Source organism: Prosthecobacter fusiformis, assembly GCF_004364345.1.
GTDB classification, from domain to species: domain Bacteria; phylum Verrucomicrobiota; class Verrucomicrobiia; order Verrucomicrobiales; family Verrucomicrobiaceae; genus Prosthecobacter; species Prosthecobacter fusiformis.
In genome coordinates, this window is sequence record NZ_SOCA01000001.1 from 1,345,965 (window position 1) to 1,357,541 (window position 11,577).

The 11,577-nt window shown below is 58.1% G+C and carries 9 protein-coding genes; 4 read left to right on the plus strand and 5 right to left on the minus strand.

The window, feature by feature from the left end; all coding sequences use genetic code 11:
• Positions 1–14 precede the first annotated feature (14 nt).
• Positions 15–797 carry a glycosyltransferase family 2 protein gene (locus tag EI77_RS05285; protein ID WP_133793691.1) on the plus strand — a complete coding sequence of 261 codons (783 nt, stop codon included), beginning with the start codon at positions 15–17 and terminating at the stop codon, positions 795–797.
• Positions 798–851: 54 nt separating this feature from the next.
• On the opposite strand, the gene EI77_RS05290 is transcribed toward EI77_RS05285, so the two are convergent.
• The 3 genes from EI77_RS05290 to pyrE all read right to left on the minus strand — a co-directional run bounded on the left by EI77_RS05290 (position 852) and on the right by pyrE (position 5,376).
• Positions 852–2,654, minus strand: coding sequence for an FAD-dependent oxidoreductase (locus EI77_RS05290; RefSeq protein WP_133793692.1), 1,803 nt, complete (start codon positions 2,652–2,654; stop codon positions 852–854).
• A gap of 23 nt (positions 2,655–2,677) precedes the next feature.
• Positions 2,678–4,741: a hypothetical protein gene (locus EI77_RS05295; protein WP_133793693.1), complete on the minus strand. Its 2,064-nt coding sequence runs from the start codon at positions 4,739–4,741 to the stop codon at positions 2,678–2,680.
• Between the two features lie 65 nt (positions 4,742–4,806).
• Positions 4,807–5,376, minus strand: coding sequence for an orotate phosphoribosyltransferase (gene pyrE / locus EI77_RS05300; protein WP_133793694.1), 570 nt, complete (start codon positions 5,374–5,376; stop codon positions 4,807–4,809).
• A 122-nt stretch (positions 5,377–5,498) separates the two neighbouring features.
• Between pyrE and EI77_RS05305 the strand changes: the two genes are divergently transcribed.
• Positions 5,499–7,610: a S16 family serine protease gene (locus EI77_RS05305; protein WP_133793695.1), complete on the plus strand. Its 2,112-nt coding sequence runs from the start codon at positions 5,499–5,501 to the stop codon at positions 7,608–7,610.
• Positions 7,611–7,713: 103 nt separating this feature from the next.
• The gene (locus tag EI77_RS05310; protein ID WP_133793696.1) at positions 7,714–8,409 is read left to right on the plus strand and encodes a thermonuclease family protein; all 696 of its coding nucleotides are present in this window, start codon (positions 7,714–7,716) and stop codon (positions 8,407–8,409) included.
• Positions 8,410–8,467: 58 nt separating this feature from the next.
• Here the strand turns inward: EI77_RS05310 and EI77_RS05315 are convergent, their stop codons facing one another.
• Positions 8,468–9,250 carry a M23 family metallopeptidase gene (locus EI77_RS05315; protein WP_243838664.1) on the minus strand — a complete coding sequence of 261 codons (783 nt, stop codon included), beginning with the start codon at positions 9,248–9,250 and terminating at the stop codon, positions 8,468–8,470.
• Between the two features lie 112 nt (positions 9,251–9,362).
• A complete protein-coding gene (gene secG, locus EI77_RS05320; RefSeq protein ID WP_133793698.1) occupies positions 9,363–9,992 on the minus strand; it encodes a preprotein translocase subunit SecG in 630 nt (209 codons plus the stop codon).
• Positions 9,993–10,422: 430 nt separating this feature from the next.
• Between secG and EI77_RS05325 the strand changes: the two genes are divergently transcribed.
• Positions 10,423–11,505 carry a ribonucleotide-diphosphate reductase subunit beta gene (locus EI77_RS05325; RefSeq protein ID WP_133793699.1) on the plus strand — a complete coding sequence of 361 codons (1,083 nt, stop codon included), beginning with the start codon at positions 10,423–10,425 and terminating at the stop codon, positions 11,503–11,505.
• The last annotated feature ends 72 nt before the right edge of the window (positions 11,506–11,577 follow it).

Below are 11,577 nucleotides of genomic sequence, written 5' to 3' on the forward strand. Positions count from 1 at the left end.
TCACGTTTTTACCCATGACCCCGATTTCCTTTTGCTGTGTCACTTTCAATGCCGAGCGCACGCTGAATACTACGCTGGCCAGCCTCGCAGGAGTGGCGGATGAGATCATCATCGTGGATTCCTTCAGTACGGATGCGACGATGGAGATCGCCCGGCGCTATACGTCCAAGGTCGTCCAGGAACCTTATCTATACCACGGGACGCAGATGAACAAGGCCACTGCCCTGGCGACGCATGACTGGGTCTTCTGCATCGATGCGGATGAATCCCTGGATGAGGAACTGGTGAAGACGCTGAAGGAATGGAAGGAAAAGGGGCCGGGGGATCGGGATTCCTTCCGGGTGTGGCGGGAGTGGCTATTCCTGGGCCGGAGCCTGCACGCCTTTTATCCCGTCTCCTCCCCGGATCGTATCATCCGGCTGTATAACCGGCAGTTGGTGCGCTTCAACGACCGGCCGGTGGATGACAAGCCGGAGGGCCAGAAGAAGATCGGCAAGCCGCCGCTGGCAGGCCTATTGAAGCACGATACGACAGGGTCTATCCATGATCTGTTTGCCAAGTGTAACCATTACTCCAGCCGGGCGGCCCGAGGGGCGGGACCGGAGGCGGTGGCAGACAGCTCCCTGGGCAAAGTGGTGCTGCGCCCCTGGGGGGCGGTGGCGAAGTGGTATCTGCTCAAGCAGGGATACAAAGATGGCTTCCCAGGCCTGCTGCTGGGGGTGTATGCCTTCCTTTACACCTTCCTGAAGTATGCCAAGATGTATGAACGGAAGATCAACGAACAGGGCGGAAAGTAGGCGGGTGCCTGCTGGACTCCGCAATGAATCATTGCGAAGTCCGCGTGGATCGGGTCAGCGGGCGGCGGCGGCGAAGGCGGCCTGGATGAAGTCCCCGCGAGTGGATGCCTGGGCCAGCTTTTCTGCCGCAGTGAGGCCAAGTTCCCCAGCCAGGGCGAGCCAGCGGGTACGAGTGGCCTCATCAAGGGATTTGTCCAGCTCAGCAGCATGTCCTGGATTGGCCTCATAATACTGGCCGTGGAGGTTTTTGCCGCGCTGGCCGGGCTTTTCAGGCATGGGATTGAGGCCATGCAGGCCGCCGGCGGTGCCCCACCACTGGACGGCATCGAAAAGGGCGTGGCCAGGGAGGACATCGGCCACGTAGATGGTGGCGGATTTGTCCTGGTGCAGCTTAGCCTGGAGGGCGGGGACGGAGACTTCCTGGACTGGCTGACCGGACTGGGCGGCCATGGCTGCGGCGTGCCCTGCCGCCTGGCCCAGGGACATCCAGATGGGCTCCAGACGCAGCGCACAGAAGCCGACATGGGAGGAAGACACGGCGACGGGAACGAGGAGATTGCTGCGCTCCTTTGGCAGCAGAGCACCGTAAGGGATCTGGTACGGAGGGACGGGGTTGTAGAGCTCGCCACCATGTTTTCCGCCGATCTGCGGACCTTCATGAGAGGTGCCATGGCAGTTGTTGCCATAATCCCCCATGGCGATGGAGGCAGTGAAGAGCTTGGCGCGGGCATCGTCTTTCGCATGCTCGCTGTCCTGCTGCACATAGACGTGCTGACCGGTCATGCGGCGGGCTTCGCGCACGTAGAGCTGGGGAGGCAGGTGGTCTGTCTCGGTGAACTCGTCTTTGCACCAGCCCCAGGCTTTAGCAGGCTGCTGAATATGGGCGGGGACGGCTTCATCATTGATGAGGAAATAGAGGAGGCCGACGTTGTAGCGTACGTGCTCTTCGAAGATGGCCTGGCGGGCGGCTTCATCCCCCTCCGGCCAGGCGAGATTGTGCCCTGGCATGGACAGGCGGACGAGGCCACGGGAGACGTCATTGAGGTCATACTTGTTGTTAGGAAGAGCCGGCGTCTGGGCCTTGACGATGCATTTCGAAGGATAACCAAAAACGCGGTCAATGACACCCGGCTTCAAAAAGTCCAGCACGGGCAGGAAGTCTTCGCGCTTATAACCCTTCGGAGCGGTGATGGGCACAACGTTCGCGGGATCATCCGTGGCGCAGAAGCGGAAGTTGTAGGCTTGCAGCTCGCTGTCTCCTTTTTCAGGGGCCAGGGACTCTCCATACTGGTCCTGGCCTTCGCGACCGACGTGGTATTTGACCCCTGCTTTGGCCATGAGGTCACCTTCATAGCTGCCATCAATGAAGACTTTGGCCTGGACTTTGAGCGTCTCATTACCGGCTTTGAATTCAGCGGCTTCCACTTTTTCACCCTGGGTCTGAACCGAGGTCAAAACGGTGCTCCGGTGGATGGTGATGCGGGGGTCCTTGAGCATTTGCTCCAGGATGAGGAGATTCACCTTCGGCTCGCCAAAGGTGCCTTCAAAGCTGGCCTTCACCTGCTCAGACTCTGCGCCGTAGGTTTTGATGTAGTGAGCTTTCACCTGCTGGCTGAATTCCAGGAAGCTGCCGGTGAGGGATTCCAGAGAATGAAAATCTGTGTGGGAAAGACCACTGGTCAGGAGGCCGCCGATGCGGGCCGTGGGCTCGATCAAAATCACCTCGCTACCGGAGCGGGCGGCGGAGACGGCTGCGGCCACACCGCCGGGGGTGGCACCGTAAATGCAGACATCGGTTTCCAGATCAGCCGCCTGGAGGCTGGTGGCAAGGAGCAGAGCAAGGGTCAGTATTCTCATGGCAGGGGGAGCCATGTTATACGTCATTTGCTGCGCCACTCCAGCAGTCCTTGCTCATTCTTCTCATAGATGACGGGCAGGGCCTTATCGGGCTGGCCCAGGCCATCCGGCAGATAACGGCCATCGGGGGCAAACCAGGCCGTGCGTCCTGCCTGATGGCGGATCCAGCCGATGAGTTTTCCTTCCTTGTCATAGCGATGGACATCGCGCCAGGGTTTAGGCGTGGTGAGTCTGCGGTCAACCCAGGCCGGGGCGTTGGAGCGCTCCAGCGCCTCCGGGAAAAGCACCTGGCTGAGCAGAGTACGATTGAGACCGCTGATGTAATAACGGTCCGCATCGGTAAGCTGGTCCAAAGGGACAAACGGGGTGATGAGGCCGCTGCTGTTTTCCGAGAAAATATTCAGATCTTTAAGCCTCTGTATTTGATGGGCGATGTCCGCCTGAGCGGTGGGTTTGCTTGATTTGGCCGCGAGAGAAAGCAGTTCCCTTTGAAAAGAAGGATACAGATCGGTGAATCCGGCCACGGCTTCCAACGCCTGCTCGATGGCGGTGCGCACCGTCAGTGCACGGTCCCCGGGCAGTGGAGTATCCAGAGTGGTAGCCACGCTCTGCAGCAGAGTTTTTTTCAGGGCAGCGGCCTTGTCCTTCTTTCCTGGATCTGCCTCCAGCCGCCGGACCTCCTGCCACTGCTCATCCAGGGGCAGCCACGCCTTGTGAATGGCCTGACGTTCTGGCGCGGTCAGCAGTTTTTCCACGAGCCGACTGCGAAGGCCATCCCCGGCCAAAGAGACGGCCTGCATGGCTTTTAGCCAACGGGCATCCTGGCTGCTGGGCGGGAGACCCAGCTCTGGATTGTGGGCCTGGTAGCAGATCTCTGAAATGCGGCCTTGAGCGTCATAGAAATGCATTTCGTTAGGCAGCATGTAAAAGCTGATGATTGCAGGGGCACTGACACTGACGTCATTGTCTGCAAACAGTCCGATGTCCACGCGATGACTGCGGATGCCTGATGCCGTGGTGAGCGGGGGATGCCAGCGCACAGTCAGCCTCGCCACAGGCTCCTTTGTGGAGCTTTCCAGCCGGACTAGCTTGGGGTTTCCCTGCAAAAGCTGCCAGCGTAACCGGACCGGCCTGCCCGTGAGATCCGCGCTCTTTTTAGCACTGACGGTCACCACGTATTCAGAGCCATTGCCCCGCATGATGCGGGCGATGGAGACGGGGGTATCTGCGAGTTTATACGGATGGGGCTTTTCTGCTTCGAAATAATCTTTTCCGGCAACCAGGGAAGTTTCCTCCACCACTTCCACCTGAACGAGGGGTGGGATTTTGGCCGGGGTCGTCTCATGAGCCATGCGGACCATTTTTTCTTCATCCAGACCGCTGACATCAAAGACCACGGGATGAGCGGCACCGGTTAAATAATCCGAAGCCGTTTTAACCTTCTTGTTAGACTGGCGGAAAATGGACTGCACGGTGGGCATGAGCAGACGCTTTTCGATAAGCATTTTCTGCGTTTCAGGTGGGAATGCGGCGATGGTGGTGAACACCGCATTGAGAAAAGGCTGGTCGCTGCCGGAAGAGCCCTGCGAAATGATCGAGCAGGCATTGTTGGAAGGATAAAGATCCCCGTATCCGCCCACTCCGTTGCCGCCAATGTCATAATCCTGGTGCTCAGGGTAGATCATGAGATTGTTGGCCAGATACTGCATCATCAGGAACTTCTGCCCCTGAGGGTCCACCTGGTATAAGCGCGGCAGGCTGCCGCCCTGATCGGCGGCGGCGGACATGGAGCAATTGCCCACCGTGGGCTTCATCCTCAGCGCCATGGCCGGGCCTGTCGGTGGGCCGCTTTTAGTATCCGGCTGAAAGATTTGCAGCTGAGGATACTGCGCAGTCTTCAGCGGGGAATGCTGGCCATCGCGATTTTCATACGTGATGGCTTCCAGCCCTGCGGCTGTACCGGCCTCATGCCACTCATTGAGGATCTTTCCCACCGTATCCCCCCGCTGGGTGATCTGCGCACCGGCGTTTAAAGCGAGGGACGCAACCAGGGCGGCGAGCCCGGGGCGGAAGCCAGAATGAATCATCCTCACGGGCAACAGCTTCCCGCGAGCAGGGCCCGTGTCAATTGAATGCCGGGGCAAGCAAAGGATCAGACCAGGTCAGCGCGGGTATAAGCGGCCACCACCGGATAACCCTTGCCTTCAATATTCTGGCGGCCGCCTTCCTGACGATCCACCAGGATGAGTGCGAAGGCGACCTTGCCACCTTCTTCCTCAATGGCCTGGATGGCCTTCAGCGTGGAGTCCCCGGTAGTGATGACATCATCCACAACCACCACGGGCTGAGACGGGTCAAAATTCCCCTCAATACGCTTGCCACGTCCATGGCCTTTGGGCTCTTTGCGCACATTGAAGGCCTGGATCACTTTGGCATCGCCAGCCATGCTGGAGGTCATGGCCACCGCAAGGGTAATGGGGTCCGCCCCCATCGTCAGCCCACCCAGGGAGCCGATGCTGAGTCCTTTGGCCGCTTCTTCCTTGCGCAGCAGATCATGCAGCACCCGGCCCACGAGCACCGCCCCGCGGGAATCCAGCGTGGTCACCCGGCAATCCACGTAAAGATCGCTTTCCTTGCCTGAGGCGAGGGTGAATTTGCCCGTCTTTACGGATTTGCTACGGAGGATTTCGGCGAGTTCAGCACGGTCGGATTCAAGGGACATTAGGTGGGTTTAGCGGGGGCCAATGGAGAATCAAGGCCGGGATTTAAAGTCGGCAGCTAATTACTCGACAGAGAAGGTTGAGGCGCTAGAAATTTCACTGTAAATCCTCACAACTCCCTTTTATGAAAATCACTGTGCCCTTACCCTGGAAATACTTGGCCGCATGTTACGGGTTGATCAGCATTTTCTCGTCACTGCCTGCCCAGGGGCAGGTGGCTATCTATAAGCCATTGGTATTCGGCCAGGAGTCTTTCCTGGTCAATAGCTCACTGCGCCTGCCAGCAGGTTCATATCTGGGATCAGGCATTGTCACGCTCAAGCCGGAGAACAATCAACGATCCAGCTTTGAGATCTCTGATTCCACCACCATCGAAGCGGCCAAGCTGGTGGTTCATGAGGGGGCTCAATTGCGCGTGCGTGGTGCCGTACTGAGAAGCTGCCAGATTTATGCCGAGCCAGGGGCCGAAGTGATCATTGAATCCTCTGCTCTAGACAAATGTGAGATCGGCGGCAGCACCTCCCGCACAGGCAGGCCGACCTCGTTCCGAATGACCAATTGCATCCTCCAGGCCTGCGCGTGGACAGCACCCGGCAACGCTTTGGGGTTGGAAATGATGGACTGCCGGGTGAGTGACCAGTTTTCGACCAGCCATCTCCTAAGAATGGCCGTGGGTGGAGAAAACACGCCCGTCACCCTGGCCCGGCGGCCCACCATCCGTTACACGAAGTTCATCAACTGTGCGATTCATCCGACTTTGATGCTGACCCTTTCCCAGGTCACCATCGAAAACTGCAAAAGCATTTCTGGAGGCGGCCCGATCCTCTTTGGGGAGGTTGGGGATACAAATCCAGAGGTCATGCTGCCGGTACGCTGGGTGAACAATGATCCACCAGCACCCCCCAAAATTGGTGGCGGGGTGGGCCTCCAGATGATCTTGGAGCCGATCTCTGGCGGCTGCACACTCACCGCGCAGACCCTGGATGGCCAACTGATGCTGGAGGGCATGGCAAATGCTACCCCCAAACCTTTGCGCGAAGCCCTGCCTGCCTCTGTGACGAACGGGGATATGGCGACCAAGAAGGACGAAACTCCGCTGCCCACTCCGGCGGACAAGCCTGCGGCCAGCACCGTCAAACTCAAACAGGCACATGTAAATGGCCTCCTGGTCATGCCCTTGGAAAGCGGACAGGAAGCCGGGGAAGTGACCCGGATGAACATTACAGCCGTACCAGGAGGCTCTTCCCTTCGCTTCACCCAATCTGTGGGGGAGGACATGGACGTCGCCTTGCGTGAGGTGCGCAAATTTTTGGACCTGCGGCATCAAATGCCCACGAATATGGATTTAGAAATCGCCTTTGAAGAGAAATATTCCGACAAGGATGGTCCCTCCGCCGCAGTCGCCTGCGCCCTGCTTGTGGAGGCGGTCATCACAGGCAAACCCTGGGATCCCACTTTCGCGGTCACCGGGGATATGAATGCGGATGGCTCCGTGCAGCCTATCGGCGGTGTAGCGGCCAAGCTGCGGGGAGCGACACGCGGCTCATGCAAAATCGTGGCCGTGCCTGCCAAAAACGAGCGGGCCGTTTCCGACGTCCTGGTGATGGATGGTCCCGCACCCCTCATTGCGATCCATATCTTCGCGCTTGAGCAGTTCGATCAAGCCGTAAGTCTGGCCAGTGTGGAGCGACCTGTTCCCCTCCAACAAGGAATGTCGGAATTTGAAGTGATTAAATCCGTGCTGATGCGAGACCCACGTCAGGCAGCCGCCATTTTGCGTACACCGCAAGCAGTGGCCCGGCTGCAATCCGTTTTGGAAAAAGCGCCCAACAGCCTCTCGGCCAAATATCTGCTGGCATATGGCCAGGGCCGGGGGCCGACCACCCTTTCCCTGAGCGGCTCCCTGGAAGCAGCGGATACCAATGCTCTGGGCTTGGTGAACTCTATCCAAAATGATTTCAAAGGCACGGTCAGCACCCTGAAGCAGGATGAACTGGGGGGCACGCTCAACCGCCTGAGAAATCTGCGGCCACGGCTGGACCAGCGCGTATGGGCTTATGTGGACGCTCTGGTGGACTATGGGGAACTCGTCCGGACGGAAGTGCTGAATCCTTCCCGCACGTATGCCAAATTCAATGAACTGGCTTACCGGGCCCGTCAGGCGGCCGCTCTTGTGGTTTCCTCTAAAAAAGCTCTGATGACGGATCCAGGGGTGCGTGAAGACCTGGGGCTGTAATGACGGGCATGGAGGCAGCAGTGTTTTTATACCCGCTGAAGGCGCTGCAAACAGGTCTAAGAGCTTGGCAAGTGCCGGATAGCAGGGACTATAGGGGCTGCCCATGCCACTCCGTGACACTCTGCTTAACCTCGCCATCACTGCGGTGCTGGTGCTGATGGTGGTACTGGGGGGCATTTTGCTCAAAGAAAGCCGCCCTGCTCCCGTGCCGGCGGTGCCGGTAAAGGTGGCCGGTGTACCTGGGGAAACCCTGCCGGATGAAGGCGGCAGCCCCAAGCAGGTAGAAGATAAATTCCTCATCTTCCCCCGTGCCGCCCTGGTGGAAAGCCGCGCCAATGAGGCGGATACCCTGCGCATCCGCATCGGCAATGATGAGCATATTTTTGTCCTGTATTTTGTGGATGCTCTGGAAGCCAACATGAACCACCCCCAACGTGTGGCGGAGCAGGCACGGTACTTTGGCCGGACCAACGAAAGAGTCATCACCTCCACGGGCACTGAGGCTGCCGCTTATGTGGCCGAGCTGCTTAAAACCCGGCCTTTCGAGGTCATCACCCGCTGGGAACGGGTGCCCAATACCCTCCGTTACTATGCCCTCATCCGCTTTGTCAGGGAGGACGGGCAGCGTGTGTATCTCATGGATCTGCTTCTGCGCAAAGGCTATGCAAGACTGGACGGGGTGGATACCCTCCTGCCTGGGGATCCCCGTGACCTGCCGACTTACCTCGCGGAACTCATGGACCTCAGCCGCAAGGCACGAGAGGAAAAACAAGGCGTGTGGGCGAAGATATCCCCGTGAGCCGATACTTTCTTTAACCAAGAATCACGGACAAGACATTTCCGAAGCCCTCGGCTCCTCAAGGCGGGGGATCCACACCTTCCGTCATTTTCCCCTGCTTCAGACGGGTGCGTAGCTTGGACCAAAAATCTTCATCATCTGCGGAGGGGCCGGTATCTGGCAGATTGCGCTGGGTTGATGGTAGCGTAGGCACCTTCACCGCCGTTTCACCACCATCGCTGCGGGCATCCGCCAGGGAGCGTCCATAGGGGGCAAAGATGCCGAGCGGAATGGGATACTTCTGAAAGCTCGTCGGCAGCACACGGTGTTTGTTGATGAAGTCCGTCGGGCTGTAGTAATTGCTGTTGTCCCGGGCGAACTGGCTGCGGTTCATGCCGATGCGCAGGTTCTTGCGCATTTCGAAGTGCAAATGCACCAGATACATGCCGTTGTTGCCGCCCATGGTGCCCACGAGCTGGCCTTTCTCCACCGTCTGACCCACTTTCACCATCCGCTGATGCAAATGCGCGTACAGGCTGTCCACCATGGCAATCTTCCCGGTCTCATCCCGATACGCATGCCGGACGATGATGCAGTTTCCCCAACCGACGCCAATGTTTTCTGAGATGACGACGACGCCACGTGCTGTGGCATAGATGGGGTCTCCCAGGTCGCTGTCTCCGCCAGCCTTGCCATTCCAGTCTTCCCCCAAGTGACCGTTGGGCCAGTAGCCCCGTGATTTGTAGTAACCGTCCGAATTGGGTTTCCCCACCGGAAAATCAAATCCGTCCGCCAATTGGCAGCGGACAAATCCTGCGGCCATCCCCTGACCGCAAAAGAGCAGCACGGCCAGGAACACCATGTATCCTCCACACCATGAGCCACGGTGTGCAGGATGAGTGGGGAGGGCCAAGCCGCCGGGTTTCATAGGGCGGTCAAAGACGGGGTTTCAGCTCGAGGATAGCGAGCTTGGGTTAGGGTTGCGGAGCAGCAGGCGCTGCAGGGGCCGGTGCAGTCGGAGCTGGCTCGGCAGGTTTAGGAGCTTCCACAGGGGCAGGAGCTGGCTCAGCAGGCTTCGGTGCCTCAGCAGGGGCGGCGGGCTTGGGCGCTTCAGTTGCAGGGGCTGGGGCTGTCTCCTTGGCGGCATCAATGAGTGGCTTGGTCGGCACACCAGGCTCTGTGGCTTTTGCCTCACCGGCGGCAGGCTTGGCGGGTTCAGCAGGCTTCGGTGCTTCAGCTGCAGGAGCCACTGGTGCAGCGGCACCTGCAGGTGTTGCTTCAGGGGTCGTCGTGGCGGCTGGAATCGCAGCCGGGGCAGCAGGTGGCGGAGGCGCGTCAAAAATACGGGTGCCGACTTTCTGTGCCTGCTTGCGGGAAACCAGCATAGCCAGGCTCAGCGTCAGAATAAAAAGGGCCACAGCCAGATACACCGTGAACTTCTGCAGGACATTGGTGGTCTGCGCCCCGGCGATCTGGGACATCATCCCGTCACCAAAAGAAGCTCCAAGGCCCTCCTGCCGCGGGCGCTGCATGAGAACGATGAGAATGAGGAGGAGGCAGACGAGAACCTCGACCACTGTCAGAATGCCAATCAAAATGTCCATAAGGGGCGGCGAATATGGGGGCAGACGCCTTTTTGGCAAGCGCCTTTGTGGGATGGCCCCGCCTGACTGTCCTCACAGCCCCTGTTTGCAAGTGAAAATAACCCAAAAAACTTCCTCTCGGGCCTCCCTCAACCAAAGTTATTCACAATGCGTTGGCTTTGAAGGTATTCACTCCTTTTTGCGAAGATTCTCATAATTCAATATCAATTATGCCATATTAACGGCCGAAAAATTATAATCATGTGGAACGCTTGGCGCTGCGTTGTGAAACATTCCCACAACCCTTCTGATGGCAAAAAGACCTGGATGGACACAAGATGTAGTGCATAATCGACCCCGGCTCTCGCTATATCTGGTGGATGTAGCCTCCGGCCCCTCATTCTCTCCTCCCTCAACCTTTCTCAACTTTTCAACCCGATTCTGATACCTCATGGATAAAATCTACAAGATTGGCTCTCGCGAGTTTAAACTGGACCAGGACAAAGCCGAAGAAGCTTTCGCTGCCAAAAAAGTCATCAATGGCCGCCAGACCATGACTTTCAATCTTCTGCCCCTCAAATATCAGTGGGCGTATGATCTTTATCGCATCATGAAGGCTAACCATTGGGAGCCTGAAGATATCCAGATGCAGAAAGATGTGGAGCAATGGCGCTCCCACGAAATCTCCCAAAACGAGCGCTGGATCATCATGATGGGCATCGGTTACTTCAGCGCCGCTGAGGGAATTGTGGGTGACAACGTCCAGCACGTCGTCCGGGAGCTCGTCACCGCACCGGAGCTGAAGCTCGTGCTCGGCCGTCATGCGCATGAGGAAAACATCCACGCGGACTCCCTTTTGTACATGATTTCCAGCCTGGGCATCAACCCGCATGAGTGCGAGGCCATGTTCGAGCAGATCCCCACGATCGTGAAGAAAAACGAGTTCGTGACGAAGCATTCTAACAATCTGCGTCGCGACCTGGACCTCACCAAACTGGAGAACAAGCAGCTCCTGGCCAAAAACATCTTCGTCTTCGGCCAGTGCATGGAGGGTACCCAGTTCTACGGCCTCTTCGGCATGATCCTCAGCCTCTACCGCCAGAACAAGTTCCCCGGCATCGGACAGATGTTCCGTTATACCCTGCGCGATGAGTCCAACCACATCGAAGTTTTCCGCAACCTGTTCATGGACCTCATTGAGGAAAACCCGGACATCTGGACCGCCGAGTTCCGTCAGGACCTCGTCGAAACCATGCGCGAGGCCGTCTCCCTGGAAAAAGAATTCATCCGCGACTGCCTGCCCGTGAACGCCGTCGGCCTAAGCTCCGCCGAATTTGAGCTTTATACAGACTTCATCGCCGACCGCCGCCTCGCCGGCTGCGGCCTCCCTGCCCTGAACCCCGGCGTCACCAATCCCCTGCCCTGGCTGGCGGAGATGATGGACGTCCGCAAGGAGCAGAACTTCTTCGAAGGAAAAGTCACGGACTATCAGAAGTCCTCCTCCCTCGCCGCCTGCTCAGACGACGACCTGTAAGCCACTCTCCACCCGGTAGGTGAAAACGTTTCGCTGGAATGCTCCGGCGCGGATTTTTTCGGCCTGCCAATG

What these genes read in the sequence shown, in the direction of transcription:
- EI77_RS05325 (WP_133793699.1), top strand. Translation starts at nt 10,423, where the DNA reads ATGGATAAAATCTACAAGATTGGCTCTCGCGAGTTTAAACTGGACCAG.
- EI77_RS05285 (WP_133793691.1), top strand. Translation starts at nt 15, where the DNA reads ATGACCCCGATTTCCTTTTGCTGTGTCACTTTCAATGCCGAGCGCACG.
- EI77_RS05310 (WP_133793696.1), top strand. Translation starts at nt 7,714, where the DNA reads ATGCCACTCCGTGACACTCTGCTTAACCTCGCCATCACTGCGGTGCTG.
- EI77_RS05315 (WP_243838664.1), bottom strand. Translation starts at nt 9,250, where the DNA reads ATGGTGTTCCTGGCCGTGCTGCTCTTTTGCGGTCAGGGGATGGCCGCA.
- EI77_RS05295 (WP_133793693.1), bottom strand. Translation starts at nt 4,741, where the DNA reads ATGATTCATTCTGGCTTCCGCCCCGGGCTCGCCGCCCTGGTTGCGTCC.
- pyrE (WP_133793694.1), bottom strand. Translation starts at nt 5,376, where the DNA reads ATGTCCCTTGAATCCGACCGTGCTGAACTCGCCGAAATCCTCCGTAGC.
- EI77_RS05290 (WP_133793692.1), bottom strand. Translation starts at nt 2,654, where the DNA reads ATGAGAATACTGACCCTTGCTCTGCTCCTTGCCACCAGCCTCCAGGCG.
- EI77_RS05305 (WP_133793695.1), top strand. Translation starts at nt 5,499, where the DNA reads ATGAAAATCACTGTGCCCTTACCCTGGAAATACTTGGCCGCATGTTAC.
- secG (WP_133793698.1), bottom strand. Translation starts at nt 9,992, where the DNA reads ATGGACATTTTGATTGGCATTCTGACAGTGGTCGAGGTTCTCGTCTGC.